Raw genomic sequence first — 26,033 nt, forward strand, 5'->3', positions numbered from 1 at the left:
CAGGAACTAGCAACTGTCCAGGGGCGGGTGCGCCTCCGGGCTTTCGGGGGTCCCTGGCAAGGGCGGTGCCATCGATCGGAAAACTTGGCCGCTGGGCGTGGTGATCTCAATGGTGTGGCGTGGACCGTTAACCACGCGTTCATGCCACCCCTCCGTCTCCTTGGTGTAGTTACACCATGCACAACGCCCGTCGCCGTTCACGGCCATGGTTCTCCCTCCCATCGCGACCTGTTGAACGTGGTCGTAATGTCGGATGGGGGCGTCGCAGTATGGCGTCCTGCAGAACTGGTCCCTGATTGCGATCATTCGCTTGAGTTGCTTGGGCAGTATCCGCTTGGACGACTCCATGGCGACAAGTTCGCCGCTGCTTGGCGCGGTAAAAAGACGTCGAATCCAGACTTGTGCCTTGGATTCCTTCGGTGAATGGTTCGGGTCGCCCGCGACGAGGTATCGGGCATAGCCAGCCGGAATGGTTCCATAGCCGTTGAGGTAGGCTGGCTCGCTATCCCCCTGCATGAGGGTGCGGTCCGTCATGACTAGATTGACCATCAGCGGCGTTCCATTAGCACGAGTTTGGCCTGTTACACGCTCGACGAGAGTATCGGCTTTGACCTGCATGTCGGTTCGACGGTCTTCCGGCGAGCGCTTCTTGGCTGCCGCGGCCACCAAAGCCTCGTTCAGTGCCACCCCCTGCTCCATGGGAAGTGAACCACTGATCCTCATGAATCCCCCGGGAGCCATCCTCACCGAAATGAAGCGCTTTCGGAGCGCTTCTGCGCTTTTGTTCATTTCGATCGTATTGTCGAACGCCAAGGCGAGTCTCTTGACGCGTGCCATGAGTTCCTTGGAACCAACCCCATCAAGCTTGCCGGGCTGACCCGCCATTTCGCGGTCGATGATCTCTTGGACCATGGGATCAAATTCGCTGGTTTCCCGAACAATGATCATTGCGCGCTCTTCATTGATTTCGCCGCGCTTCAATGCTGCAAACGTATGCGGCATGTGCTCAAGCATGGATCGGGAGTATGCCACGAACTGCGGTCCAAGGTATTGCGATTCGCGCCGCGCCAATGCGACCTCCGCTCCCGTGCCGCGGTTGAGGTTGGTTTGGTACTTACCCTCGGCTTCGTGTCGGGAGATCACGGCTTGCTCTGCTGCTCTAGCTTCGACCGACTGGGCTGCAGAAGCCGCTGCCTTGAGTCTTTCTAGGGCAGCAATGCGGTCAAACCGAGAGGATTCGTCGACGTCCGGGGGCAGACAACCCAATGCGTCACTGACGGCTTCAAGGAAATCCGTGGCTTCGTCGCACCGTGGCCTGGTTGCGTTTCGAATGGCAACTGGATTGTCGGGAGCGTGACCCAAAAGCCTGTGCCCAAGGATCATTTCCCCGGCCTGCTCAATTGGCAGCGATTCCGGGTTCGACGGTTCACCCTCGAACTCTTCGAACATATTTACTACTATACGCCTCATGCGCAGCATTGTGAAGAGTTCGTTTTACTTTTCGCCATGGAAACTACCTAGTCACCATACGAAAAGTAATCCACAGTCCGCTTATGGAGCCTTGACTCTTGAGATCAGAGGAGGCATAGAAGCTACTTGAACGACATGCCTTGTGCTTCACAGGCCCGTTTGAACGCTTCCAAGTCGGAAATCACGGGCTTGCCTGCCGCGCCGGTGGCAACCGCATTCCGGATGGCTTCGGTTGAGGATGCAGCACCATGCTCCGCAGCCTTGCCCATGTTCGTAAGACCCACACTGCCGTTATCGGTGTAACCGCTTCCGAAATGGATACATGCAGTATTGCCCTGAACGTCGCGCTGGCGGAACTCATCGGCGCTGGGTCCCGCGCAGGCTGTAACCGCGATTCCAAGGATGGCCAGGACCGGGAAGAGTTTTCTCATGTCCCAACCCTATGAGCTCTACTCGGGTTGGATCGAATTCAGCGTTTGCGGCCGACCATGAAGATCCGGCGGAACGGGAACATTGTCAGCAAGCCGCCGTCGGCCCCTTCGAATGACGGGTAAGCTCGCGCGACAAGCCTCGCATAGTCTGCTTCAAACTCGGCAGCCTCCGCGGCATTCAGCTTGGCCAGGACGGGGCGCAGTGCCGTACCGCGCACCCACTCGAGCACCGGGTCCTTACCCGAAAGGATCTGCCCGTACGTGGTTTCCCAGACGTCCGCCTCAAACCCTGCCGCAAGCAGTATCTTGAGGTAGTCCGCCGGCTCCCCGACCGCGTCTTTGTGCCGCAATACGCCGGCCAGCTGCGGTGCCCAGCGGTCAGAGGCTGCCAACTCGCGCATGAGCACGTGGGAGGGCGAGCTGAAGTTACCGGGCACCTGCACCGCGAACCACGCACCGGGCCGCAGCGCGTCCAGCCACTTCGCCATGAGTTCCTGATGCCCGGGGATCCACTGAAGCATGGCGTTGCTGACCAGGACATCCGTACCGGGATCCGGCATCCACGTGGTTGCGTCGGCATGCTCGAACTCCAAGCCTGGTGAATGCTGCGTGGCGCGTGCCTTCTGGACCATTTCGTCCGAGGAATCCAGACCGACGACACGGGCCTCGGGCCAACGCTCGGCCAGCGACCGCGTCAGCGGGCCCGGACCACAGCCTAAATCGACAACGAGCTTCGGTGCATTGGCGGCAATACGTCCAGTCAGATCGAAGAACGGCCGATCCCGATGATCCGCGAACTGTACATATTTTTCCGGGTCCCATTTCATGCCCACAGCCTAGGCCCAACGATGTGTCGCTCTCCAGCTCCACCGAAAGAATCGGCAACATAGGCGATAGGCTTGAAACATCATGAATCTTACCGAGTTGCTGCCGAACACTCCCCCGCGTGGAGCCACCGCCGAATCCGTCTACGAAGCGTTTATCAAATGGGTGGAGGACCGCGGCATCGGGCTGTACCCGGCGCAGGATGAAGCCGTCATGGAAATCGTGGCCGGCAACAACGTCATCCTGGCAACGCCGACCGGCTCGGGCAAGTCGTTGGTGGCCGTCGCGGCGCACTTCTATGCACTCGCCCGCGGGGAACGCAGCTACTACACCGCACCCATCAAGGCATTGGTTTCCGAGAAGTTCTTCGACCTGTGCAAGATTTTCGGCGCCGAAAACGTCGGCATGGTCACTGGCGATTCCTCGGTCAACCAGGATGCCCCGATCATCTGCTGCACCGCGGAGATCCTCGCCAACATCGCCCTGCGCGAAGGCAAGATCGCCGACCTCGGCCCCGTGGTCATGGACGAATTCCACTTCTACGCCGACCCGCAGCGCGGCTGGGCGTGGCAGGTGCCGCTGCTGGAACTGCCACAGGCGCAATTCCTGCTGATGTCGGCGACCCTCGGCGACGTCACCCGTTTCGAGGACGAGCTGACGCTGCGCACCGGTCGCGAAACGACCACCGTGGCGCACGCCGAACGCCCCATCCCGCTGCACTACTACTATTCCGAGGATCCGATCCAGGAAGCCATCGAGGAACTGCTGAAGACCAAGCAGGTACCGATCTACGTGGTCCACTTCAGCCAGCTCGAGGCCATTGACCGCGCCAGCAGCCTGATGAGCATCAACGTCTGCACCCGCGAGGAGAAGGACCGGATCTCCGAGCTGATCGCCGGGTTCCGTTTTGCCCCGGGATTCGGCAAGACGCTGAACCGCCTGGTGCGCCACGGCATCGGCGTGCACCACGCGGGCATGCTGCCAAAGTACCGCCGCCTGGTTGAGCAGCTGGCACAGGCCGGGTTGCTCAAGGTCATCTGCGGCACCGACACCCTGGGCGTCGGCATCAACGTGCCCATCCGCACCGTGCTGATCACCGCACTGTCGAAGTACGACGGCATCCGCACCCGCCTGCTGAACTCCCGCGAATTCCACCAGATCGCGGGCCGCGCCGGACGCGCGGGCTTCGACACCGCCGGAACCGTGATGGTCCAGGCGCCGGAACACGCCATCGAAAACAAGAAGTCCATGGAGAAGGCGCTGGCAAAGTTCGGCGACGACTCCAAGAAGATCCGCCAGGTGGTCAAGAAGAAGCCGCCGCAGGGGTTCGTGACCTGGGGCGAGAAGACCTACGAGCGCATCATCGCCTCCACCCCGGAACCGCTGAGCTCCTCGTTCGTGGTCACCCACTCGATGCTGCTGAACCTGCTGGACCGCAAGGGCGACTCGTTCGCCGCGGCACGCCGCCTGCTCACCGAGAACCACGAGACCCCGGCCAAGCAGCGCGCCCTGCAGCGCAAGGCGCTGGGCATCCTGCGCGAACTGCTGGCCACCGGCGTCGTAGAGCGCCTTGACGTGCCCGACGAGTACGGCAACAAGCTCGCGCTGACCGTGCACCTGCAGCAGAACTTCGCGCTGAACCAGCCGCTGTCCCCGTTCGCACTGGCCGCACTGGAGCTCTTCGACGAGGAAGGTGCCGGGTACGCGCTGGATGTCGTCTCGGTCATCGAGGCCACGCTGGAAAAGCCGCGCCAGGTGCTTTCCGCCCAGGAGAAAAAGGCCCGCGGCGAGGCGATCGCCGCGATGAAGGCCGAGGGCATGGAGTACGACGCCCGCATGGCGGCCCTGGAAGAGGTCACCTACCCGCAGCCGCTGGCTCAGGTGCTCGGCGACGCGTTCGAGCAGTACCGCGCCGGTGCCCCGTGGCTCGGTGACTTCGAGGTGGCCCCGAAGTCCGTGGTCCGCGACATGTACGAACGCGCCATGAGCTTCAGCGAGTACGTGCAGTTCTACTCGCTGGCCCGCTCCGAGGGCGTGCTGCTGCGCTACCTGACCGACGCCTACAAGGCGCTGCGCCAGACCGTGCCGCAGGATGCGCTGCGCGAGGACCTCGAGGACCTCATCGAATGGCTCGGCGAAATGATCCGCCAGATCGACTCCTCGCTGCTCGACGAATGGGAGGAGCTGGCCAACGGCGTCCTGCACGAGCCCGACGCGGAGATCATCCCGCCGGCCCCGGAGCGCCTGACCTCCAACGAGCGCGCCTTCCGCGTCATGGTCCGCAACGACATGTTCAAGCGTGTGAAGCTGTTCGCCGACGAACAGGACGAGGCGCTCGGCGACCTGGACGGGCACAACGGGTTCGACTCCGACGCCTGGGCCGACGCCATGGACGCGTACTTCGAGGAGCACGAGGACATCGATGACGGCCCCGGCGGCCGCGGCCCGAACCTGCTGATCATCACCCCGGGAGCCGATGCCTGGAAGGTGCGCCAGATCTTCGCCGACCCGGCCAACAACCACGACTGGGGCATCGACGCCACGGTGAACCTCGCCGATTCGGACGAGGCCGGCATGCCGGTCATCACCGTCACCAACGTGGGACGTTTGGACTAACCCCCGGATACGCAACAGCCCCGGCACTTCGACTCCGCAGGGAGTGAAGTGCCGGGGCTGTTGCGTTGGGGCGCTACAGTCCCAGGAACTTGCTCAGCGACTGGGTCTGGTTCTTGAGCACCAGCACCAGCGGAACCACCATGCCCACCAGCGCGTAGGCGGAGACGGGCACGCAGAGCAACCATTCGCGGCCCGATCCCGCTTTGCCAAGCACGGGGATCGCGATGCGGCCGCTGGGCTTCCAGATGTCCTTGAGCAGCGGGACCCGGCGCAGTGCCTTCGGGGACTTGATCTTGACGGGCCAGATCAGGTTGCACCCGCCGACCGTGAGCATGTCGCCCAGGATGTGCACGGCGCAGCCCACGGCAACCGCAATCACCAGCCAGTTCTGCTCGTCCGGGGAGAACACCGCCACGAAGATTCCGGCGGGGATGGAAAGCAGCCAGGGCAGCCTGGCCATGGTGTCCGGGATGAACTTCAGCGCCTTGAGCGCGAAGGACACCAGCAGCACCGCGAGCAACCCGGCGCCCGGGTAGATGATCCCGAACTTCTCGCTGTCCATGGTCCACAGGCCCAGCACCCAGGCCAACGCCGTAAAGACTCCGATGCCCAGCAGCGAGTGCGTGCCGTTGCGGTGCCCGCCGGACACCTCGCCGATGCCCGCACAGATCGCGTTGGAAACCGGCGGAAGCGAATGCGCGATGGTCGCCTTGCGGTGGTCGGCATCCGGCAGCAAGGCCGCTCCGGCGCACACCATGGCACCGGCAACGCCCGCAATCGGGGATTGTTCCAGCAGGCCGAAGCCCAGCGGGATGGCATCGGGCATCCACGAGATCATCTCGGGGAGGTTGCCGGTGGGGAGCTTGAAGCTCGTGGTCAACGCGATCCAGGCTGCTGCGCCGGTGGCCGCGTGGTGGCCGCCCATCATATGGGGGTCCCCCCTCTAACTTGTTCTAGCATTCGATCGCCCCCACCTTATGACGCGGCACCCACGCGTTGGCTTCACCGCGCGCAATCCGCCCCGGTAGGCTTGGTCACATGCCTAACCTGCGACCCGCACAACCCGCCGACGTCCCCGCAATACTCCAACTCATCCACGAATTGGCGGTGTTCGAGCGGGAACCCGACGCCGTGAAAAACACCGAAGATGAACTCGCCGCGCACCTTTTTGACGCCAACCCGCAGGTCTACGCCCACGTGGTCGAGGTGGACGGCGAGGTGCTCGCCTTCGCCCTGTGGTACCTGACGTACTCCACCTGGGAGGGCACGCACGGCATCCACCTGGAGGACCTGTACGTGCGAGAGTCCGCACGCGGCGGCGGACACGGCACGGCGCTGCTGCGCGAGCTTGCGGCCATCGCGGTGCAACGCGGCTACAAGCGCGTGGAGTGGAGCGTGCTTGACTGGAACGCCCCGGCCATCGGCTTCTACGACTCTCTCGGCGCCGGCTCCATGGAAGGCTGGACCGTGCGCCGCCTCGAGGGCGCCGCGCTGCAGGAACTGGGGGCAGGCGCATGAGCACTTTCCGCGGCATGGACACCACCGAGCACTACTTCAAGGTCCCGCTGGACCACGCGAAGCCGGCCGGCGAAGCGATCACCGTGTTCGCCCGCGAGATCGTCTCCACCGAGCACGAGGACCCCTCGACGCTGCCGTGGCTGCTCTTCCTGCAGGGCGGCCCGGGCGGCAAGTCCCCGCGCCCCGGCTCGCTGTCCGGCTGGATGGCCGAGGCCGCCAAGACCTTCCGCATCCTGCTGCTTGACCAGCGCGGCACCGGGTTGAGCCAGCCGGCCAACCGGCAGACCCTGCCGCTGCGCGGGGACGCCGCAGCGCAGGCGGCCTACCTGACCCACTTCCGCGCCGACTCGATCGTGCGCGACGCCGAGGCCATCCGCCGGGCACTGGGGATCGAGAAGTGGAGCACGTTCGGGCAAAGCTACGGCGGATTCTGCACGCTGACCTACCTGTCGATCGCACCGCAGGCGCTGGAGCGCTGCCTGGTCACCGGCGGGCTCGCCTCGCTCACCGCGGACGCCGCGACCGTCTACCGGGCCACCTACGCCCGGATGGCCGAGCGCAACGAGGAGTACTTCTCCTGGTACCCGCAGGACCGCGACGTGCTCGCCCGCATCGCGAAGCACCTCCGGGGCACCGCGGAACACCTGCCCAACGGGCGCCCGCTCACCATGGCCATGGTGCAGATGCTCGGCCAGTTCCTCGGCGGCAACGCGCGCGTACACCTGCTGCACCACGTCTTCGAGGGCGCCCTGGTGCACACCCCCGGCGGGGACCGGCTCTCGGACGCCTTCCTGGCCGAGGTCCAGAACCAGGCCGACCGGACCACGAACCCGCTCTACGCGCTGATGCACGAATCCATCTATGCGCAGGGCGCCGCCACGGCCTGGGCGGCGGAGTCGGTGCTGGAGGAATTCCCGGCCTTCTCCCCCGCGGCAGAGGTCCCGCTGCTCACCGGCGAGATGGTGTACCGCTGGTACTTCGAGTCGGACCCGGTGCTGCGCCCGCTGGAGGAAACCGCCCGCATCCTCTCCGAGCACGAGGACTGGGCGCCGCTCTACGACCCGGAGGTGCTGGCCCGCAACACGGTTCCCGTGGCCGCTGCCGTGTACACCGACGACGTCTACGTCGATCGGGACCTGTCGATGGAAACCGCCCGCGCGGTGGCCGGGCTCAAGGTCTGGGAGACCGCGGACTTCCACCACGACGGCATTAGCGACGACGGAGCGATGATTTTCGCGAAGCTGCTGGAAATGACGGGTGCTTCGGCGTAGATTTCGCTTCCATGGGCGATGAATTGGTTTTGGTCACCGGCGGATCCGGGTTCCTGGGTGCGCACTGCATCGTGGCGCTGCTGGACAAGGGCTACCGGGTGCGCACCACGGTGCGCTCGATGGACCGGCAGGTGGAGGTCTGGGCGGCGCTGGACATGGCCGGGCTCACCGACGCCGAGGTGGACATCGTCGCCGCGGACCTGACTTCCGATGCCGGCTGGGCGGAGGCGGTCGCCGGCTGCACCTACGTCTTGCACACCGCGTCCCCGTTCCCGGTCAACGCCCCGAAGGACGAGAACGAACTCATCGTCCCCGCCCGCGACGGCGCCCTGCGGGTGTTGGCCGCATCACGTCATGCGGGCGTGAAGCGGGTGGTGCTGACCTCGTCGTTTGCCGCGATCGGCTACGGCCACCAGCCCCGGGACACGGCCTTCACGGAGGCTGACTGGTCCGACCCGGACGCCGACATCGGCGCGTACACCAAGTCCAAGACGCTGGCCGAGCGCGCGGCCTGGGACTTCACCGCGGCCGACGGCGGGACGCCGGAACTGGCGGTGGTCAACCCCGTGGCGATCATCGGCCCCGTGCTGGGCCCCAAGCTCTCCACGTCGATCGAGCTGGTGCGGCGGCTGCTCTCCGGCGGCATGCCGGGGCTGCCACGGATTTCACTCGCCGTGGTGGACGTGCGCGACGTCGCGGACCTGCACCTGCTAGCCATGGTCGATCCCGCGGCCGCCGGCCAGCGGTTCCTGGCCGTTGCGGGCCCGGCGTGGAGCCTCGAGCAGATGGCACACGTCCTGCGGGCCCGGCTGGGCGACGACGCCTCGAAGATGCCGACCCGCGTGCTGCCCAACTGGCTGGTGCGCGCGGCGGCGGTCTTTGTCCCGGCGCTGCGCCAGCTGGTCCCCCGGCTGGGCGTGGTGAGGAACGCGTCCAACGCCAAGGCCGTCGGCACCTTCGGCTGGGCGCCGCGGCCCGTCGAGGACTCGCTGGTCGACACCGCCGAGTCCCTGCGGACGCTGGGGATGCTCTAGGACTTGCGCTGCCGCGCAAGCTCGCGCAGGCAGAAGGGCGTGACGGCCAGGATGAAGACCAGGCAGAGGTAACCGAGGCCGGCGAAGCCCAGCCAGGCCAGCAGCAGGCCGGACCCTGCGGCGCCCAGCGCCCCGGCGGCACCCATGAGCGTGTCGGAGACGCCCTGCACCAGCACCCGGCGTTCGCGCGCCACCCGTTCGGCCAGGAAGGCCGAGCCGGAGACCGTGGCCATCGACCAGCCCAGGCCCAGCAGCACCAGCCCGGTGGTGACGGCGGCCTGCGAATCAGCTCCCAGGCCGCAGACCAGCACCGCGGCAACCAGCATGCCCTGGGAGGCAAGCATCATCCGGATCCGCCCCATCCTGTCGGCCAGCGCGCCGACCAGCGGGGAGAGCGCATACATGCCTGCGATGTGCAGGGAGATGGTGAAGCCGATGACCACCAGGATGTCGCCGGCGCCGTGGTGCATGGCATGCCCCGGCGTCGCGGCCATGTCCTTGAGGTGCACGGGCGTCATCGACATGATCCCGACCATCACCAGGTGCGCCACCACGATCGTGGAGATGCCCAGCATCGCTCCCGGCGACTGGCGTGCGGCGGACAGGCCCGTGGCGAGGGAACCGCGTCCGCGTCCCACGGCGGGCTTGGCGCCCGGGTGTCCGGCGGCCTCGTCGAAGCCGCGGGCCAGCATAATCGGGTCGGGGCGCAGCCCGATGTTCAGGATGACGATCGCCAGCACCATGCCGGCCAGCGAGAAGAGGAATGGCCCGCTCATCGGCGGCAGCCCGAGGCTTGCGCCGAGCGCCGATCCGGGGCCGATCAGGTTCGGGCCGGCGACGGCGCCGACGGTGATCGACCAGACCACCAGACCCAGGTCGCGGCCCCGGGTGGCATCGTCGGCCAGGTCCGTTGCGGCGAAGCGCGCCTGCAGGTTTGCTGCGGACCCCACGCCCAGCAGCGCCGCGCCGATCAACAGCACGGCAAAACTCCTGGTGACGGGTGCCAGCATCATCAACACCGCGCCGATCCCCGCCAGGAAGTAGCCCAGCGACAGCGCCACCCGGCGGCCGCGCTTGACCGCCAGCGCGGCCAGCGGCAGTGCACTCACGGCACCCGCCACGGAGATCGCCGTGGTGGAGGCCCCGGCAAAGGCGTTCGACCCGGTCAGCTCCACGGCCATGAGCGATCCGATGGCCAGGCCCGCGCCGTTTCCCACGCCGGAGAGCAGCTGCGAGGCCGAGAGCGTGAGCACCACGCGGCGCTGCGCCCGGGCGCGCGTGGAAACGGGTTTGAGTACCGATTTCGAGGAAGTAGTCACCCGTGCAAGCTTAGCAACGCACGGGGCCTAACGACCGTCGGGCCCCGCCTCCGAAAGGAAGCGGACCCCGACGGGGACAGACAGGAGCCGGGCGACTACTCGGAGTCTGCCTTGGCCGCTTCGTCTGCGGCCTTGAGTTCCTGCGTTGCCTTGTGCTCGGCGGCGGCGCGGCGGCCGGCCGGGGAGAGCAGCGAGGCAACCGTGGCGATGACGATGGTGCCGAGAATGACCACCAGCGAGACGGTGATGGAGATGTCCGGAACCCACTCGATGTGGTGTCCGCCGTTGATGAACGGAAGCTCGTTGACGTGCATCGCGTGGAAGACCAGCTTGATGCCGATGAAGGCAAGGATGATCGACAGTGCGTGCTTGAGGTAGACCAGGCGGTCCATCAGGCCACCGAGCAGGAAGTACAGCTGGCGCAGGCCCATCAACGCGAACAGGTTCGCGGTGAAGACGATGAACGGGGACTGGGTCAGGCCGAAGATCGCGGGGATCGAGTCGACGGCGAAGAGCAGGTCGGTCATGCCGATGGTCACGAAGACCAGGACCATCGGGGTGAACATGCGCTTGCCGTCGATGGTGGTGCGCAGCTTGTTGCCGTCGAACTCCTTGGAGATCGGCAGGTTCTTGGTCAGCTTGTAGACCAGACCGCTGTTGGCGCCCTCGGACTCGTCCTCGCCGTGGTCCGTGGCCTGCTTCCAGGCGGTCCAGAGCAGGAATGCACCGAAGATGTAGAAGACCCACGAGTAGTTTTCGATGACAGCGGCACCGAGGATGATGAAGATGCCGCGCAGGATCAGCGCGATGATGATGCCGAACATCAACACTTCTTGCTGGTACTTACGTGGCACCGAGAAGCGGGCCATGATGATGATGAACACGAAGAGGTTGTCGATGCTCAGCGAGTATTCGGTCACCCAGCCGGCGATGAACTGCTGGCCGAGGTCCGGGCCCGCCTGCCACCAGACAACGGCGCCGAAGATCAGGGCCAGGGTGACGTAGAAACCGACCCAGAGGCCGGACTCCTTCATCGAGGGTTCGTGTGGTTTCTTGACTACGTAAAGCAGGTCAAGCAGAAGAATGATGCATAGTGCCGACAGCGAGATGATCTCAAACTGCAGCGACAAGCCGTGGTTTCCCAATGGTGGGGCCTTTCAAACGGGGTACGTGAAATTACCGCAAGTCTCTCCGCCGCCCGCTCAGATTGGGACGACCGCTGCGCCCGGCGAGGCATCGATGCCTCGCGTGTTGACGATCACAGCACAAGTGGGATACTCCCCTACGCTTGGAACAGTCTAGCGCACTCATGTTTCGGGCGCGTGAATGACCTGCGGCTTTACCCGGGATCCTCGAACGCGGGCAGGTCCCGGGGCTGGCAAGGTTCCGCAAACAGCGCCTACGCGTGACCTGCGTTTTTCATCTGGCGAAGTTCCTTCTTCAGCTCCGACACTTCGTCGCGCAGGCGGGCGGCGACCTCGAAGTGCAGCTCTGCGGCTGCCGCGTGCATCTGCTCGGTCATCTGGCTGATCATGTCGACAAGGTTTTCCGCCGGGGCCGCGGCCAGGCCGTCGGCACGGACCACGTCGTGCGCCTTCTTGGTGCCGGCGGCCGAACGCTTGGCGGTCTTGGCCAGGCGCTGGTTGTTCAGCAGCTCCTGGGTGTCGGCGTCCTCGCGGGCCAGCGAATCGGTGATGTCGGCGATCTTCTTGCGCAGCGGCTGCGGGTCGACCCCGTGGTCCCTGTTGTACTTTTGCTGGACCTCGCGGCGGCGGTTGGTTTCCTCGATCGCCTGCGCCATGGCGTCGGTGATCTTGTCAGCGTACATGTGGACCTGGCCGTCCACGTTTCGGGCGGCACGGCCGATGGTCTGGATCAGCGATGTCGCCGAGCGCAGGAAGCCCTGCTTGTCGGCGTCCAGGATCGCCACGAGCGAGACCTCCGGCAGGTCGAGGCCCTCCCGGAGCAGGTTGATGCCGACCAGCACGTCGAACAGGCCCATGCGCAGCTCGCGCAGCAGCTCGACGCGGCGCAGCGTGTCCACGTCCGAGTGCAGGTACTGGACCCTGACCCCGTGTTCGGTGAAGTAGTCGGTGAGGTCCTCGGCCATGCGCTTGGTCAGCGTGGTGACCAAGATGCGCTCGTTGCGTTCGACGCGGGCGCGGATCTCGTCGAGCAGGTCGTCGATCTGACCCTTGGTGGGCTTGACGATGATCTCGGGGTCGATCAGGCCCGTGGGGCGGATGATCTGCTGGACCACGCCATCGGCCTTGCCGAGCTCGTACTTGCCGGGGGTCGCGGAAAGGTAGACGGTCTGGCCGATGCGCTCGAGGAATTCGTCCCACTTCAGCGGGCGGTTGTCCATGGCCGAGGGCAGGCGGAAGCCGTGCTCCACCAGGGTGCGCTTGCGCGACATGTCACCCTCGTACATGGCGCCGATCTGCGGGACCGTGACGTGGGATTCGTCGATGACCAGCAGGAAGTCGTCGGGGAAGTAGTCGATGAGGCAGTGCGGGGCGGTGCCCGCGGCGCGGTCGTCGATGTGCCGGGAGTAGTTCTCGATGCCGTTGCAGAACCCCATCTGCTCCATCATTTCCAGGTCGTAGGTGGTGCGCATGCGCAGGCGCTGGGCCTCCACCAACTTGTTCTGGTTCTCCAGGGTCTCCAGCCGCTGGCGCAGTTCGTCCTCGATGTCGGTGATCGCGCGGTTCATGCGCTCTGGACCCGCCACGTAGTGGCTGGCCGGGAACACGTACATCTCGTTTTCCTCGCGGATCACGTCCCCGGTGACCGGGTGCAGCGTGTGGATCGATTCGATCTCGTCGCCGAAGAACTCGATGCGCAGCGCCTGCTCCTCGTACATCGGGATGATCTCCACGGTGTCCCCGCGCACGCGGAAGGTGCCACGGTGGAAGTCCATGTCGTTGCGGGCGTACTGCATGGAGACGAACTTGCGCAGCAGGTCGTCGCGGTTCAGCTCCATGCCCTTCTTCAGGGTGACCATGCCCGCGACGTATTCCTCGGGGGTGCCCAGGCCGTAGATGCAGGACACCGTGGCGACGACGACGACGTCGCGGCGGGTGAGCAGCGCGTTGGTCGCAGAGTGGCGGAGGCGTTCGACCTCCTCGTTGATCGAGGAGTCCTTCTCGATGAAGGTGTCCGTCTGCGGCACGTAGGCCTCTGGCTGGTAGTAGTCGTAGTAGGAGACGAAGTACTCGACGGCGTTGTTGGGCAGCAGCTCGCGGAATTCGTTGGCCAGCTGCGCGGCCAGCGTCTTGTTCTGCACCAGGACCAGCGTGGGGCGCTGCACCTGTTCGATGAGCCAGGCCGTGGTGGCGGACTTGCCGGTACCCGTGGCGCCGAGCAGCACCACGTCCTTCTCGCCAGCGTTGATGCGTGTCGTCAGTTCCTTGATCGCCGTTGGCTGGTCGCCGGCGGGCTTGAACTCGCTGATGACCTCGAAAGGGGCAACGACGCGGTTGATTTGCTGGGCAAGACTCATGTTTCTAGGCTACGCCCCCGCGCCCACAGGATGGTGGCCTGCTCGCGTTGGGCTGAAAGATTCGACCGGCCGCAGCTGCCCCGGGACCAACCGGTGAATTTCAAGGAACGGCCCGCACCGCATACGATGGCTGAGGCGTGGGCTGCGCCACAACCGCTTTGCCCACTCCCTCGCGCCCCCGAAACCGTCGACTTGAGGACACCCCCCAATGAAACTGCTGAAATCGATCCCACTGCTCGGCTGGATTGTCGTAGCCATCGTGCTGGGCATCCTGACCGGCCCGGTGATGCCCGCTTGGCTCGGCGGGGTGTTCCTGACCTACAACTCGATCTTCTCCGGTTTCCTCGGCTTTATTGTGCCGCTGATCATCCTGGGCCTCGTCACTCCCGCCATCGCCGAACTCGGCAAGGGCGCCGGCAAGTGGCTCGGAATCACCGCCGCGATCGCGTACGGCTCTACGATCCTCGCGGGGCTGCTCGCCTACTTCGTGAGCCGCTGGCTGTTCACCCCGACGCTCTCGGGCGGCGGACTTGAGGCGCTCGGCGAAGAAGGCGGATCGGGCTTCACCCCGTTCCTGACGGTGGTGGCCAAGGCGGGCGACTCGGCAACCGAGATCGTGCTTCCGCCGGTGATCGACGTGATGAGCGCGCTGGTGCTCGCATTCGTGCTCGGCGTGGGACTCACCGCCTTCCACAGCAAGGTGATCTTCCGCGGGGCCGTCGAGTTCCGCACGATCATCGAGTCCGTGATCCGCCGCATCCTGGTGCCGGCGCTGCCGCTGTTCATCTTCGGCATCTTCATGGACCTCTCGGCCAGCGGTGCGGCCGTCACCGTCGTCACGAAGTTCGCGCTCGTCGCCCTCGTATCGTTCGCCCTGACGCTCGTCGTGCTGCTGCTGCAGTACACCGTGGCGGGCTCGATGGCGGGCCAGAACCCGCTCAAGGCACTGTGGAACATGCGCGACGCCTACTTCACCGCCCTGGGCACCTCCTCGTCGGCCGCGACGATCCCGGTCACGCTGGCTTCGACCAAGAAAAACGGGGTCTCCGACTCCGTTGCCGGCTTCGTGGTCCCGCTGTGCGCCACCATCCACCTTTCCGGTTCGATGGTCAAGATCACCTGCTTCTCGATCGCGGTGCTGCTGCTCACCGGCGGCGACGTCTCCTTCGGCGCGTACATGCCCTTCATCCTGATGCTCGGCGTCATGATGATCGCCGCCCCGGGCGTACCCGGCGGCGCTATCGCCGCGGCCGCGGGCCTGCTGGCCCAGATGCTCGGCTTCGGCGAGGTCGAGGTGGGACTCATGTTCGCCGCGTACATCGCACTGGACAGCTTCGGCACGGCAACGAACGTGACCGGCGACGGCGCGATCGCCATCATCATGAACAAGCTCACCCGCGGCCACCTCGGCACGCAGATTCAGGATCCGGCCGACGAGACGCTGGAGGTTGCCGCGGGCAGCACGGCCGCATCGCACACCCTGGCCGAGTAGCCAACAGGCACAAACAGCAGGGCCCGCAATCGCGATTGCGGGCCCTGCTGTTGTTAAGACGAATGTTGTTAAGACGAACCTATCGGCGGCGCGGGGCCTTGTGGTTCTTGCGCACGTCGCGCTCGACGATGTTGCCCAGCGAGGCGCGCATGGCCCGCATCAGGAACAGCACGGCGGCGAGGGTGGCCGAACCGATGCCCAGCAGCGCCAGCCAGGCCGGCACCAGCACGGCGGCGTCGTAGCCGGAGTCCCGGGAAACGAATTGCGCGCGGCCGCCGAGGAACAGCCAGGGCACCAGCGCGGCGGCAAGGCACAGGCCGCAGAGGAGCCAGGCCAGCTTGATGCGGCGCAGCTCCCGGTCGGCGCGGGCCTCTTCGGCCTCGAGCATGACCAGGAGTTCCTCCTTGGCAGCTTCGCGGTCAGCGGGCATGCTTGGTTTCAACATGTTTGGATTCAACAGCGAGGGACTCCCAGACTTCGTTGACGCGGTCGCGCAGTTCCTCAACCGTGCCGGAATTTTCGATGACGACGTCGGCGACGGCCGCGCGTTCCTCGTCCGTGGCCTGCGCGGAGATGCGCGCCAAGGCGTCGGATTCGTCCATGCCGCGGTCCCGGGCCATGCGGTGCAGGCGCTCGGCCAGCGGGGCCGCGACGACCAGGACCACGTCGAAGTCCTTGGCTTGGTTGGTCTCCACCAGCAGCGGGATGTCCTGGACGATCACCGCGTCCGCGGGCGCGGCCTCGCGCAGCCGGGCAGCCTCGGCGCGCACCAGCGGGTGCACGATCGAGTTCAGCTTCTCGCGGGCGGCGTCGTCCTTGAACACCAGCGCACCCAGGGCCGGGCGGTCCAGCGCCCCGTCGGCGGTGAGGATGCCGGTCCCGAACGCGGCAACGACCGCCGCGAGCCCGGGGGTCCCGGGCTCCACGACGGCCCTTGCGATGGCGTCGGCGTCGATGAGCACCGCGCCGAGTTCGGCCAATTGCCGCGCGACGGCGGACTTTCCTGCGGCGATCCCGCCTGTCAAACCAACATTGAGCATGTGCCCTAGCCTACAGGCGTCTTAGGAAACAGCCGTCCTAGGAAACAGTCGCGGGCTCGATGTTCTGGTTGTGGTGGAACAGGTTGGCCGGGTCGTACTGCGCCTTGATGCGGGCCAGCCGGTCGTAGTTGTGCAGGTAGGAGGCGCGGATCCGGTCGGTCCCCTCCTCCATCATGAAGTTCACGTAGGCCCCGCCGGCGGTGGTCGGGTGCAGCTCGTCGTAGTACGACTTGGTCCAGCCGGTGATCAGCTCCGCGTTGGCGGGGTCCGGGTCGACCCCCACGATCACGCCCGCCCAGCCGCCCTGCCGGTAGGCGAAGGCCGTCGCGTCCGCCGGGACGCGCGCCGCGGCCCCGTCGATCGGGTACAGGTGCATGGTGGAGTACCCGGTGGGCAGCGTCTCTCCGTACTTGGCGTGGATGTCGATCGCGGCATCGGAGATCTCCTTCACGAAGTCCGCGCGCCAGTACCACTGCAGGCCGGCCGGGAAGAGCGGGTCGAACGCCTGCTGCAGCGCGCTGAACGGCATGGGCGCCAGTCCGACCACCAGCGGGGAGCCGAACTCGCGCACCGGGGCCAGCACGGCGTCCGCCGCGGCGTGGTCGCCGGTGTAGCACCAGATAATGCCGCAGGACTTGCGGCCCCAGAGCTCCTCGGGGAACGGCGGCGCCGGCGGGATGGTCAGCAGGCCGATCCACCCGCTGAGTTCCTCCGGCAGCGCGGGCAGCAGCTCGCGGTACCAGCGCATCACCGCGGGCGCGTCGGCCAGGTCGTAGAGCACGGGACCCCCAATGACGACCCCGTGCTCGCCGATGTCGTGGGTGCGGAAGGTGAAGGACGTGACGACGCCGAAGTTGCCGCCGCCCCCGCGCAGGGCCCAGTACAGGTCGGGGTGGCGGTTTTCGTCGGCGGTGACCAGGGTGCCGTCGGCCAGCACCACGTCCGCGGAGAGCAGGTTGTCCACCGTCAGGCCGAAGCGCCGGGTCAGGTAGCCGATGCCGCCACCCAGGGCCAGCCCGCCGACGCCCGTGGAGGCGATGAAGCCGCTCGGGGTGGCCTGGCCGAAGGCGACCGTGGCGTGGTCGACGTCGGCCCAGACGGCGCCGCCGTCCACCCGCACGGTGTGCGCCGCCGGGTCGATCGTGGTGGAGCGCATGGCGCCGAGGTCGATCACCAGCGCGCCGTCGGCGACCGACAGCCCGGAGGCCTGGTGCCCGCCGCCGCGCACGGCCGGTTCGACGCCGTGCTCGCGGGCGAAGTTCACGCAGGCGACGATGTCCGCGGTGTCCGCGACCCGCGCGATCGCCGCCGGGCGGCGGTCGACCATGCCGTTGTAGACGGCACGCGCCGCGTCGTATCCCTCGTCCTGCGGAAGCGTCAGCGTTCCGCGCAACGACGCCGCGAGTTCGGCAAAGGGTGCTTCCGTGGTTTCCGGATCCCCGCTCATGGTGTTTCTCCTGCTGGGTTGTTGGGGTTGGCGCTTGGTGTTTGATGCACCCCACGCTAGGCGCCCGTCCGTTCGCCGGGCGTTCGCCCGGCATCCCTCAGGCGTTCGCGTCCCCTTCCAGCCGGCGCAGCAGCGCAACGCTGCCTTGTTCCCCGGCCAGGGCGCGGGCGCGGTCCAGCATCGCGCGGCGCGCGGGCCCGCGGGCGTGGCCGGCGCGCAGGCGCAGCACCTCCGGGAGCCACCAGCTGTCGCTGTGCTGTTCGGCGGTGGCCAGGGCCGCGTCCAGCACCGCGCAGGCGCCCTTGGCGTCCCCCTCCGCGGAGAGGTTCCCGGCGAGCAGGGACAGCCAGTAAGGCATCCGGGCGAGCGCGTCGTGGGCGCGCAGCGTGGCGATGCCGGCGCGGATCTGCGCCGTTCCCTCCGGGCCGCCCGCCATCCAGCCCTGCAGGATCTCGCCCCACTGCCCGTAGTAGGCGAGGTCGTAGCGGCGGCACAGGCCCAGCAATTCGGCGGCGAGCAGTTCCAGCGCGGCGGTGTCCCCGCGCAGCTGCTGCAGCAGCGCCGCGTAGGCCAGCGCCACGGCCCGCGTGTACGGGAGCTCGCCCGGCCCGGACATGGACAGCGCCTCGTCGGCCAGCTCCGTGGCCCGGGCGTCGTCCCCGACCAGCCAGTGCGCGTGCGACGCCCAGCCGCGGGCGTGGATCTCCAGCCTGGTGCCCAGGATGTAGGAGTAGCCCGGCCGCCCGATCTCGCTGCACAGGGCGAAGTGGCCGATCGCCTCGGCCGCCCGGCCCAGCCCCTGCGCGGCCCCGGCCACCGCGAAGTGCGCCTGGCCCAGCAGGTCCGGGTCGTCCCCGGCAAGCTCCAGCGCCTGCCGGGCGATCTTGTACGACGGCCCGATCCGCCCCTGGACGTAGCGGCCGGCGAAGAGCCCGATGAGACTGTCAGCCAGCACCTCCCGGTGCCCCAACGACAGGGCGAGTTCCCGGATGCGGTCGAGGTTTCCCAGCAGCTCGGCCGACGAATAGCCCAGCAGCGCCGTCTGCGGCGGGGACATGGACCGCCGCACGGACAGCTCGGCCGCGTCCCGCGCGCGGCCCGCCGGCCGGGCGGCGATCAGCCCGAGCGCCCGGCCGTAGCTCTTCAGCGCCGCGGAGTTGGCGAACACGCGCGCGGCGTCGGCCCCGGCGCGCAGGTGGAACGGCAGGGCGCGTTCCGGGCTGGAGCCGAGCGTGTACTGTTCGGCGAGCGTGGAGGCCACGGCGTCGAGGTTTCCCGCGTGCAGCAGCTCCAGCCCCTGGGCCAGCCGGCGGTGCAGCAGCCAGCGCTTGGCCGGGGTGGCGCCCTCGTAGGCGGCCGCGCGCAGCAGGTTGTGCGCGAACCCGTACCCGGGGCCCACCGGGAGCAGGATGCCCAGGCCCCACAGCTCGTCGATGGCGTCCACCAGCTCGGCGCTCTCCAGGTCCCCCGCCTCGCTGAGCAGGTCCAGGCTGATGTCGTGCCCGAACGCCGCCGCGAGTTCCGCGACGTGCCTGGCCCGCGGGCCCAGCCGCTGGATGCGCCGGCCCAGCAGCGGGCCGAACCCCGCCTCCGGAAGCGGCTCGGCCTCCGGAAAGGCGCGCGCGGCCTCCAGCACGTAGAGCGGGTAGCCGCCCGTGGCCGCCTGCAGCAGCCGCGTCTCGTCCTCGTCCAGCGCGTGCCCGCGGATGTGCCCGGCCAGCTCGCCGCTGGCCGCGGCGTCGAGCGGCTTGACCGTCATCTCCCGCAGCTGCCCGGCGCTGCGTGCCCCCTGAAGCAGGCCCGCCACGGCCGCGGACCCGCCCTCGCCGCCGGCGCGCAGCGTCGCGGCCAGCAGCAGATTCGCGGTCCGGCCGGAGCCCATCAGGTAGGCCATCCACGCGGCGGTGTCGGCGTCGCACCATTGCAGGTCGTCGAGCACAAACAGGGTCGGCCGCCCGGTGGCCTCCACCGTCGCGGCAAGCGCCTCGAAGAACCTGTAGCGCTGCCAGGCATCGACCATGGCCCGCCCGGGACCTTCCTTGGGCACGGGGTCCTGCCGTTCCGCGGGTTCCGGCAGCACCTCCGGCAGCAACCTGGCGGCCTCGCGCCGAAGCGGCGCGGGCAGGGTGGCCAGCACGGGGGCGAAGTCCCTGCCGCGCAGCCACCCGGCCACCGGCGCCAGCGGGATCCGGCCCGACGCGTCCACGCAGCGCGCCTGGGCCACCACCGCGCCCGTGGCCCGGGCCAGGTCGCCCAGCGCCGCGGCGAGATGCGTCTTGCCGACGCCCGGCGCGCCGGATAGCACCAGCAGTCCCCCGCGGCCCGCGCGGGTTTCCTCCCAGCATTGCCGCAGCACCGCCATCTCCCGGGCCCGCCCGATCGACCCAGGTCCCGCAAGGGGATTCGCCGGACCCGCGAGGGGAGGTCGGCCCGGTCCCAGCAGGTTGCGGGTCTCCGCCGACGGTGCCACGCCCAGTTCCCGTTCGAGCACCGCGGTGCAGCGGTGGAAGGCGTGCAACGCCGCCGCCCGGTCCCCGAGGGCCAGGTGGGCGCGGATCAGTCCCCGGTAGCCGGCCTCCTCCAGCGGCTGGATGGCGATGCGCTGGCCCGCGACCGCCAGGGCGCGCCGCCCCTCCCCCAGCGCCGTCCAGGCGGCAACGGCGTCGTCGCACAGCGCGGTGCATTCATCGCGGATCCGCTCCCGCGCCGCGGGCACCCAGTCCGAGTAGTTGCCGGGCATCAGATCCCCGCGGTACTCGTCCAGGGCCAGCTGCGCGTGGTCCAGGAATTCCCGGGCATCGGGGTTCCCCGTCGCCGCCAGTGCGGCATCGCGTTCCGCGGCGAACACCTGCACGTCGACGCGCAGGCCGGGGTCCGGCAGCCAGCCGATGGCCCCGTCGGAGGCCGCGAGGCAGTCGGTGCCCTCCAGCAATTGCCGCAGGTTGTGCAGTTCCCGGCGGAGGTTGGTCATGGCCTGGGCCTCGGGCGTATCGGGCCAGAACGTCCCGGCCAGGACCGGGCGCGGCACGCGGATCCCGGGGTGCAGGACAAGGTAGGCCAGCAGCTCCACCGCCCTGGACCCGCCGGCAACAAGGTCGACGCCCAGCGTCGTGAGACGTTGTTCACCGAGCAGATTCAGTTGCAGCACGGCATTTTGCCCCTTTTGGCGACCATCCCCCGCATGGAATTCTCCCACCGGCACCCGAGGCAGGCAATGAGCTGCCGGTCCCGACTGACTAGAATGGATCGGTGATGCACAGCGATTCCGTGGCGACGGCCTATACGACGGTGGACGGCGACTTCGTCCACGAGCTGGAGATCAAGCGTTCGCGTTTCATCACCTACCTGCGCCGGGTCGAGTCCGAGGAGCAGGCGCGCGGCCTGATTGCGGAGCTGCGCAAGAGCCATTTCGACGCGCGTCACCACTGCAGCGCGTTCATCCTGGGCCCCGACCGCATGGCCATGCGCAGCAACGACGACGGCGAGCCCTCCGGAACCGCCGGCATCCCGATGCTCGACGCACTGGCCAAGCGCGAGACCGCACCGGGCGTCACCGACCTCTCGGACATCGTCGCGGTGGTGGTGCGCTACTTCGGCGGCATCTTGCTGGGCGCCGGCGGCCTGGTGCGCGCGTACTCCGATTCGGTCTCCAGCGCCCTGGACGCGGCCCCCTTGGTCCGCCGCCAGCGCATGCGCATCCTCGGGATCGACACGGACTACGTCGCCGCGGGGAAGCTTGAGAACGACCTGCGCGCCGGCGGGATCCAGGTCCTGGGGACCGACTACGGCCCGCGCCTGGCCACGCTGCGGGTGGCGCTGAACGACGAAAACGACGCGATCGAGCAGTTCAAGGACCGGCTCGCCACGCTCAGTGCCGGGGCCGGCACTGCCGAAAACCTGGGAACCGAATGGGTGGATCTACGATGAATCTTGATTTTGCGCTGTTGCGCCGCTGGCCCGATGTCGAGGCCGAAAACCTGCAGGCCTTCGACGCCGCGGACCGGCTACTGCTTGACCTTGCAGCGGAGGCCGGCTGGCCGGCCGAACCGGGCAGGGTCGCCATCCTGAACGACCACTACGGTGCGCTCACCCTGGGCGCCCTGGCCGCCGGGGTGCGCTCCGTGCGCGTGCACCAGGACGCGCTCTCCGGCGCCCGGGCCATCGAGGCCAACGCCAAGCGCCTCCTCCCGGAGCTGGCCGGCGACTACACGCACCTGCCGCTGGGTGCCGGACTGTTGGAGGGCACCTCGATGGTCCTTCTCCAGCTCCCCCGTTCCCTGGACGCGCTGGAGGAAATGCTGGCCTTCGTGGCCGACCACGCCTCGGACGACGTCACGGTCATGGCCACCGGCCGCATCAAGCACATGGGCCTGGGCATGAACGAGGTCATGGGCCGCTACTTCGAGAGGGTCACGGCATCGCTGGCGCGGCAGAAGTCCCGCGTGCTCACGGCCGCGGGGGTTCGCCCGGCCGACCAGCGACCGGCGCCACGCTTCCCGTTGCACAGCTCGTTCCCCGTCGGGCTGGAGAATCCGCTCGAGCTGCGCGCCTACGCCGAGACCTTCGGCGGCGCGAAGCTCGATCCGGGGACACGGTTCCTGCTCGAGCACCTGGATTTGCCGGACACCGCCAAGCGCGCAGTCGACCTCGGTTGCGGCAACGGAACCATTGCCGGCTTCATGGCACTGAAGTACCCCAGGCTCACGGTGCACGCCTCCGACCAGTCTGCATCCGCCGTGGCCTCAACCGCTGCAACGGCGGCGGCCAACGGCGTGGCCCACCGAGTGGCGCCGGTGCAGGACGACGCGCTGGCGTCGCTGCCCGATTCCTCCGAGGAACTCGTGGTGCTCAACCCGCCGTTCCACATGGGCAACACCGTGCACGCGGGGATCGCGCTGAAGTTGATTACCGACGCCGGCCGGGTGCTGGCGCCCGGGGGCGAGTTGTGGTGCGTGTGGAATTCGCACCTGGGCTACAGGTCGCAGCTGGAAAAACTGGTGGGTCCCACGCGCCAGGTGGCCAGGAACCCGAAGTTCACCGTCACGGTGTCGACGCGGGCGTAGCGGAGAGTTGGCGACTGCATGGGCGAGTTTCAATCGTTCGGGAGCCAAGTGGTGCAATACTTCTGGAATGGATGAGCGCACCGAGGTACCGAAGAAGGCCCTGATCGTCGTTGACATGCAAAACGGCGTGGTTGAACATTGCGTTCACCCGAAGAAGGTCACCGCCCGGATCCAGGAAATGGTCACCAGGGCACGCGATACCGGCACCCCGATCTTCTGGGTACAGGACGAGCAGGACTTCGCCCGGCATTCCACCCCGTGGCGTATCGCCGCCCCGCTGGAACCCCGCGACGGCGAGCACCACATCTTCAAGACCTACCGCGATGCATTCGCCGGAACCGGCCTGCACGCAGCGCTGAACGCCCAGGACGTCCAGCACGTGGTGATCTGCGGCGCCCAGTCCGACTATTGCGTTCGCACTGCGGCCCAGCGCGCCGCGGCCATGGGCTTTGACGTGACGCTCGTGCGCGATGCCCACACCACGGGGGCCGCCACCTTTGAGGGCCAGACCATGACCGGAGACCAGGTCATCGCCCACACCAACGCATACTTTGCCGGCTTGGAGTATCCCAAGCAGAGCATTTCGCTGCTGCGTGCCGAAGAAGTCGTCTTCCACCCGGTGCCGGTTAACGACTAAGTCTGGTCGGAGTTGGGAGCTGTTCTGTTGCCATGCTGATCCGCTGAGACAAAGAACGGATGCCCGTGTTTGTAGCGCTGGGCACGGCCGTCGATCCCGAACGGCCGTAGGTCCACTTCCTCAACGCGTCCTGCCATGGGTACGGGGTTTGGCTTCGGCGCGGTTTCGCTGTCGGAATTCCGCGATGCCTCGAGCTTGCGTGCGCCGAGGAAGTTTTCCGTGGGTTCGCTGCGCCATCCTTCGATGGCCAGGAATTCTTTGTCCTCAACCAGCCCCACGCGGCCGGGCAAACCCGGACCTGCATAGCCAAGCACACCGATTGGCCTGCCCATGGCGGTGATGGGAAGCCTGGACAACTGATTCCAAACCCATGGCTCGGTGCGGGCCATCGCGGCAAACTCCGATGTGCCCATGGAATTGACCGCGTCCACTCCGTGCACCGCGCAATGCAGGTCGACATGAACCTCGTCCATGTACTCTTCGCCTGATTCGATTTCCTCGAATTCCGTTTGTTCCTTGCAGCTGCAGCCATCACGCTTTTGCTCATCTTCGGAGAGGTGCCCGGTATCCAGCCAGTCCTTTCCCGCCACGGATAGCGGCCCGCCATCGGGCGTCGGCAGGATCCAGAGCACGGAACCGATCGACCTGGCACGGAACATGCGCCAGGCGATCTTGAACGGCAGGACCACCGCCCAGAGCGCCGCCCCCAGGGCTACCGCCAGCAAGAAGGGACTAAACGGCTCAGGTTCCGGCCCTGACCCTGGCCCATTAGCAAGGGAACTGTTCAGCAACCACGAGAATGCCAGGTAAGCGGCAAGTGCCACGCCTGCAAGGAACAGGAAACCCCCGCGTCCGCTACGCGCATGCTCTCGCGCCCATTTTGCCTGTTCATCGGTGATTGGACGCGTTTTCGGCGTTTCCTGTTCCAGTGCCTTCCGTAATGTGCGGAGCGCAATGAATTGCCGCAGGCCCATCGACAGTTCGATCAACGCAGCAGCGCCAAGCAGCACTGTGCTGGGCCAGTACCACCAATGGGGTTCAAGCCCCATGCTGGTTGCAATGTAGTTCTCAAATTGGACGGCAAGAAACGCCACCCAGATTCCCGTCCTCGGCGAAAACATCACCGGTAGCAGGATGAGGAACAGCATAGTGAATGCTGCATCCGGCATGAAACCCGAAGGCTCCACGGATGCGACCCACGTGGTTGGTGCCATCTCGGCATCATCGCCGAGCCACTTGATGAATTCCGCGGCAAGCAACCCTCCGAACCCCAGAAGCAATGCCCAGTACAACACACGGGGCGCGAGCATTTTGGGCAGTGCAACCCATTGGGCTTCGCTGGGGCGGAGCAGCAGGGCAGTTTGTTGATTGGTGACCCCATGATATTGCCATCGGTCGCGCCTCTGGAACGAATTCGTGAGTGTGGCTAAAATACCTGTGACCAGCAAGGAGGCACCGGCGACCATGAACCCGAAACACCAAAGATTTGTTGCCGACCTTAAGAAGGCAGGCATTGATCGAGAGATACAGATTCTTGACGAGCACACGCACACCGCAGCGGCGGCTGCCAGTTACCTGGGCTGCGAGGTGGCGGCAATTGCCAACTCGTTGGTCTTCGATTGCGCGGGCGAGGCGCTGCTGATCATGTCCAGCGGTGCGGGTCGCGTCGACACCAAGGTTGTCGGTACGGCACTGGGCGGTGTTTCGATCAAACGGGCAACGCCCGACTTCGTCAAGCAGGCAACGGGGCAGGTCATCGGTGGAGTTGCACCTGCGGGGCATCCCGCTCCCCTGCGCACCGTGGTTGACGCCGCGTTGCGTGACTTCGACGAGCTCTGGGTTGCCGCAGGCACAGCGGATTCGCTGGTGCCCCTCAGCTACGAGGAGCTCATCAGGCTGACTGGCGGTACCGAACTGGTCGTCCGTTAAGGACCCGAAACCGCAGGTTCGAGGCAGTGCTCGACATCGGGCCAACTCACGGTGACCTTTTCGCTCGGAGCCAGCGCCTTGAGCAGCAGCGCGTCGGCGACCACGATTCCATGCGGCGAAACCTCGAGGATGGCCAATGGGCCAGACAATGCACCGGGCGCGTCCTTGAGCTGCCATTGCTGCATCAACTCGGAAATTCCTCGTTCACACAGGAGGTCTTCACCGGCAAGGTAGTTGCACGGTTCACCGGCGACATGCCCCAGGACCGAGCGGGGCTGCACGACGTCGTAGTCGGGAGTCACCGGCTCGAGGTATCCAACGGTTTCCCCGTCTTCCCGGGTCACGGCTATCCATGCGGAAGTATCCATGATTTGAGGGTAGTCCGCGGGTACCGGATTTTCCGAACCGCCTGGTTAACGACGAAGGGCCCCTCCACCAT

22 protein-coding genes are annotated in these 26,033 nt (G+C 66.9%); 9 read left to right on the plus strand and 13 right to left on the minus strand.

All coding sequences use genetic code 11. The annotated features are described in order from the left end of the window. Positions 1 to 6 precede the first annotated feature (6 nt). The 3 genes from ACFY5D_RS03960 to ACFY5D_RS03970 form a co-directional block, all read right to left on the minus strand. Entirely contained in the window at positions 7 to 1,449 is a 1,443-nt protein-coding gene (locus tag ACFY5D_RS03960) for a DUF222 domain-containing protein (protein WP_387525324.1), read from the minus strand. A gap of 143 nt (positions 1,450 to 1,592) precedes the next feature. Continuing rightward, the gene (locus tag ACFY5D_RS03965; RefSeq protein WP_387525327.1) at positions 1,593 to 1,901 is read right to left on the minus strand and encodes a hypothetical protein; all 309 of its coding nucleotides are present in this window, start codon (positions 1,899 to 1,901) and stop codon (positions 1,593 to 1,595) included. Positions 1,902 to 1,939: 38 nt separating this feature from the next. After that, complete coding sequence (locus tag ACFY5D_RS03970) at positions 1,940 to 2,728, minus strand: trans-aconitate 2-methyltransferase (RefSeq protein ID WP_387525329.1); 789 nt, start codon at positions 2,726 to 2,728, stop codon at positions 1,940 to 1,942. Positions 2,729 to 2,810: 82 nt separating this feature from the next. Here ACFY5D_RS03970 and ACFY5D_RS03975 point away from each other — a divergent pair, with 82 nt between their 5' ends. After that, complete coding sequence (locus ACFY5D_RS03975) at positions 2,811 to 5,342, plus strand: DEAD/DEAH box helicase (RefSeq protein WP_387525331.1); 2,532 nt, start codon at positions 2,811 to 2,813, stop codon at positions 5,340 to 5,342. A 73-nt stretch (positions 5,343 to 5,415) separates the two neighbouring features. Here ACFY5D_RS03975 and ACFY5D_RS03980 read toward each other — a convergent pair whose 3' ends face one another. Next, a complete protein-coding gene (locus ACFY5D_RS03980) occupies positions 5,416 to 6,270 on the minus strand; it encodes a metal-dependent hydrolase (protein ID WP_387525334.1) in 855 nt (284 codons plus the stop codon). A gap of 110 nt (positions 6,271 to 6,380) precedes the next feature. On the opposite strand from ACFY5D_RS03980, the gene ACFY5D_RS03985 reads away from it, so the two are divergent. The 3 genes from ACFY5D_RS03985 to ACFY5D_RS03995 are packed head-to-tail and all read left to right on the plus strand — an operon-like array spanning position 6,381 to position 9,165. Then, positions 6,381 to 6,860, plus strand: a complete 480-nt coding sequence (locus tag ACFY5D_RS03985) for a GNAT family N-acetyltransferase (RefSeq protein WP_387525337.1) — start codon at positions 6,381 to 6,383, stop codon at positions 6,858 to 6,860. Then, complete coding sequence (locus ACFY5D_RS03990) at positions 6,857 to 8,131, plus strand: alpha/beta fold hydrolase (protein ID WP_387525339.1); 1,275 nt, start codon at positions 6,857 to 6,859, stop codon at positions 8,129 to 8,131. Before ACFY5D_RS03985 ends, ACFY5D_RS03990 begins: the two co-directional genes overlap by 4 nt. Before the next feature lie 11 nt (positions 8,132 to 8,142). Beyond that, complete coding sequence (locus ACFY5D_RS03995; RefSeq protein WP_387525342.1) at positions 8,143 to 9,165, plus strand: SDR family oxidoreductase; 1,023 nt, start codon at positions 8,143 to 8,145, stop codon at positions 9,163 to 9,165. Here the strand turns inward: ACFY5D_RS03995 and ACFY5D_RS04000 are convergent. The 3 genes from ACFY5D_RS04000 to uvrB all read right to left on the minus strand — a co-directional run bounded on the left by ACFY5D_RS04000 (position 9,162) and on the right by uvrB (position 13,986). After that, positions 9,162 to 10,484 carry an MFS transporter gene (locus ACFY5D_RS04000; RefSeq protein WP_387525344.1) on the minus strand — a complete coding sequence of 441 codons (1,323 nt, stop codon included), beginning with the start codon at positions 10,482 to 10,484 and terminating at the stop codon, positions 9,162 to 9,164. The genes ACFY5D_RS03995 and ACFY5D_RS04000 overlap by 4 nt on opposite strands. Positions 10,485 to 10,579: 95 nt before the next feature. After that, a complete protein-coding gene (locus ACFY5D_RS04005; protein ID WP_387525347.1) occupies positions 10,580 to 11,614 on the minus strand; it encodes a TerC family protein in 1,035 nt (344 codons plus the stop codon). A 269-nt stretch (positions 11,615 to 11,883) separates the two neighbouring features. After that, the gene (gene uvrB, locus ACFY5D_RS04010) at positions 11,884 to 13,986 is read right to left on the minus strand and encodes an excinuclease ABC subunit UvrB (RefSeq protein ID WP_387525350.1); all 2,103 of its coding nucleotides are present in this window, start codon (positions 13,984 to 13,986) and stop codon (positions 11,884 to 11,886) included. Between the two features lie 208 nt (positions 13,987 to 14,194). On the opposite strand from uvrB, the gene ACFY5D_RS04015 reads away from it, so the two are divergent. Further along, complete coding sequence (locus ACFY5D_RS04015; RefSeq protein ID WP_387525352.1) at positions 14,195 to 15,478, plus strand: dicarboxylate/amino acid:cation symporter; 1,284 nt, start codon at positions 14,195 to 14,197, stop codon at positions 15,476 to 15,478. A 79-nt stretch (positions 15,479 to 15,557) separates the two neighbouring features. Here ACFY5D_RS04015 and ACFY5D_RS04020 read toward each other — a convergent pair whose 3' ends face one another. The 4 genes from ACFY5D_RS04020 to ACFY5D_RS04035 form a co-directional block, all read right to left on the minus strand. Next, positions 15,558 to 15,923 (minus strand): hypothetical protein, encoded by a 366-nt coding sequence (locus ACFY5D_RS04020; protein ID WP_387525355.1) that lies wholly within the window; start codon positions 15,921 to 15,923, stop codon positions 15,558 to 15,560. Beyond that, positions 15,898 to 16,518 carry a dephospho-CoA kinase gene (gene coaE, locus ACFY5D_RS04025; protein WP_387525357.1) on the minus strand — a complete coding sequence of 207 codons (621 nt, stop codon included), beginning with the start codon at positions 16,516 to 16,518 and terminating at the stop codon, positions 15,898 to 15,900. Before coaE ends, ACFY5D_RS04020 begins: the two co-directional genes overlap by 26 nt. Positions 16,519 to 16,555: 37 nt before the next feature. Beyond that, positions 16,556 to 17,965: an FAD-binding oxidoreductase gene (locus tag ACFY5D_RS04030; protein ID WP_387525359.1), complete on the minus strand. Its 1,410-nt coding sequence runs from the start codon at positions 17,963 to 17,965 to the stop codon at positions 16,556 to 16,558. A gap of 97 nt (positions 17,966 to 18,062) precedes the next feature. Beyond that, entirely contained in the window at positions 18,063 to 21,113 is a 3,051-nt protein-coding gene (locus ACFY5D_RS04035; RefSeq protein ID WP_387525361.1) for an ATP-binding protein, read from the minus strand. A 104-nt stretch (positions 21,114 to 21,217) separates the two neighbouring features. Here ACFY5D_RS04035 and ACFY5D_RS04040 point away from each other — a divergent pair, with 104 nt between their 5' ends. From ACFY5D_RS04040 to ACFY5D_RS04050, 3 genes are all read left to right on the plus strand, one after another. Beyond that, the gene (locus ACFY5D_RS04040; protein WP_387527555.1) at positions 21,218 to 21,892 is read left to right on the plus strand and encodes a YigZ family protein; all 675 of its coding nucleotides are present in this window, start codon (positions 21,218 to 21,220) and stop codon (positions 21,890 to 21,892) included. After that, entirely contained in the window at positions 21,889 to 23,028 is a 1,140-nt protein-coding gene (locus ACFY5D_RS04045) for a class I SAM-dependent methyltransferase (protein WP_387525364.1), read from the plus strand. The genes ACFY5D_RS04040 and ACFY5D_RS04045 overlap by 4 nt, the downstream gene beginning before the upstream one ends. Positions 23,029 to 23,095: 67 nt before the next feature. Next, positions 23,096 to 23,665, plus strand: coding sequence for an isochorismatase family protein (locus tag ACFY5D_RS04050; RefSeq protein WP_387525367.1), 570 nt, complete (start codon positions 23,096 to 23,098; stop codon positions 23,663 to 23,665). Here the strand turns inward: ACFY5D_RS04050 and ACFY5D_RS04055 are convergent. Next, positions 23,662 to 25,131 carry a hypothetical protein gene (locus ACFY5D_RS04055; RefSeq protein WP_387525370.1) on the minus strand — a complete coding sequence of 490 codons (1,470 nt, stop codon included), beginning with the start codon at positions 25,129 to 25,131 and terminating at the stop codon, positions 23,662 to 23,664. The genes ACFY5D_RS04050 and ACFY5D_RS04055 overlap by 4 nt on opposite strands. Here ACFY5D_RS04055 and ACFY5D_RS04060 point away from each other — a divergent pair. Then, positions 25,130 to 25,594 (plus strand): YbaK/EbsC family protein, encoded by a 465-nt coding sequence (locus ACFY5D_RS04060; RefSeq protein ID WP_387525373.1) that lies wholly within the window; start codon positions 25,130 to 25,132, stop codon positions 25,592 to 25,594. The genes ACFY5D_RS04055 and ACFY5D_RS04060 overlap by 2 nt on opposite strands. Here ACFY5D_RS04060 and ACFY5D_RS04065 read toward each other — a convergent pair. Continuing rightward, positions 25,591 to 25,962, minus strand: coding sequence for a hypothetical protein (locus ACFY5D_RS04065; RefSeq protein ID WP_387525376.1), 372 nt, complete (start codon positions 25,960 to 25,962; stop codon positions 25,591 to 25,593). The two genes, ACFY5D_RS04060 and ACFY5D_RS04065, sit on opposite strands and share 4 nt — an antisense overlap. Positions 25,963 to 26,033: the final 71 nt, after the last annotated feature.

Source organism: Paeniglutamicibacter sp. NPDC012692, assembly GCF_042901625.1.
Classification (GTDB): domain Bacteria; phylum Actinomycetota; class Actinomycetes; order Actinomycetales; family Micrococcaceae; genus Paeniglutamicibacter.

What these genes read in the sequence shown, in the direction of transcription:
- ACFY5D_RS03980 (WP_387525334.1), bottom strand. Translation starts at nt 6,270, where the DNA reads ATGATGGGCGGCCACCACGCGGCCACCGGCGCAGCAGCCTGGATCGCG.
- ACFY5D_RS04015 (WP_387525352.1), top strand. Translation starts at nt 14,195, where the DNA reads ATGAAACTGCTGAAATCGATCCCACTGCTCGGCTGGATTGTCGTAGCC.
- ACFY5D_RS03970 (WP_387525329.1), bottom strand. Translation starts at nt 2,728, where the DNA reads ATGAAATGGGACCCGGAAAAATATGTACAGTTCGCGGATCATCGGGAT.
- ACFY5D_RS04055 (WP_387525370.1), bottom strand. Translation starts at nt 25,131, where the DNA reads ATGGTCGCCGGTGCCTCCTTGCTGGTCACAGGTATTTTAGCCACACTC.
- ACFY5D_RS04045 (WP_387525364.1), top strand. Translation starts at nt 21,889, where the DNA reads ATGAATCTTGATTTTGCGCTGTTGCGCCGCTGGCCCGATGTCGAGGCC.
- coaE (WP_387525357.1), bottom strand. Translation starts at nt 16,518, where the DNA reads ATGCTCAATGTTGGTTTGACAGGCGGGATCGCCGCAGGAAAGTCCGCC.
- ACFY5D_RS03960 (WP_387525324.1), bottom strand. Translation starts at nt 1,449, where the DNA reads ATGTTCGAAGAGTTCGAGGGTGAACCGTCGAACCCGGAATCGCTGCCA.
- ACFY5D_RS03990 (WP_387525339.1), top strand. Translation starts at nt 6,857, where the DNA reads ATGAGCACTTTCCGCGGCATGGACACCACCGAGCACTACTTCAAGGTC.
- ACFY5D_RS03985 (WP_387525337.1), top strand. Translation starts at nt 6,381, where the DNA reads ATGCCTAACCTGCGACCCGCACAACCCGCCGACGTCCCCGCAATACTC.
- ACFY5D_RS03975 (WP_387525331.1), top strand. Translation starts at nt 2,811, where the DNA reads ATGAATCTTACCGAGTTGCTGCCGAACACTCCCCCGCGTGGAGCCACC.
- ACFY5D_RS04065 (WP_387525376.1), bottom strand. Translation starts at nt 25,962, where the DNA reads ATGGATACTTCCGCATGGATAGCCGTGACCCGGGAAGACGGGGAAACC.
- ACFY5D_RS04060 (WP_387525373.1), top strand. Translation starts at nt 25,130, where the DNA reads ATGAACCCGAAACACCAAAGATTTGTTGCCGACCTTAAGAAGGCAGGC.
- ACFY5D_RS04040 (WP_387527555.1), top strand. Translation starts at nt 21,218, where the DNA reads ATGCACAGCGATTCCGTGGCGACGGCCTATACGACGGTGGACGGCGAC.
- ACFY5D_RS04020 (WP_387525355.1), bottom strand. Translation starts at nt 15,923, where the DNA reads ATGTTGAAACCAAGCATGCCCGCTGACCGCGAAGCTGCCAAGGAGGAA.
- ACFY5D_RS04050 (WP_387525367.1), top strand. Translation starts at nt 23,096, where the DNA reads ATGGATGAGCGCACCGAGGTACCGAAGAAGGCCCTGATCGTCGTTGAC.
- ACFY5D_RS03965 (WP_387525327.1), bottom strand. Translation starts at nt 1,901, where the DNA reads ATGAGAAAACTCTTCCCGGTCCTGGCCATCCTTGGAATCGCGGTTACA.
- ACFY5D_RS04030 (WP_387525359.1), bottom strand. Translation starts at nt 17,965, where the DNA reads ATGAGCGGGGATCCGGAAACCACGGAAGCACCCTTTGCCGAACTCGCG.
- ACFY5D_RS03995 (WP_387525342.1), top strand. Translation starts at nt 8,143, where the DNA reads ATGGGCGATGAATTGGTTTTGGTCACCGGCGGATCCGGGTTCCTGGGT.
- uvrB (WP_387525350.1), bottom strand. Translation starts at nt 13,986, where the DNA reads ATGAGTCTTGCCCAGCAAATCAACCGCGTCGTTGCCCCTTTCGAGGTC.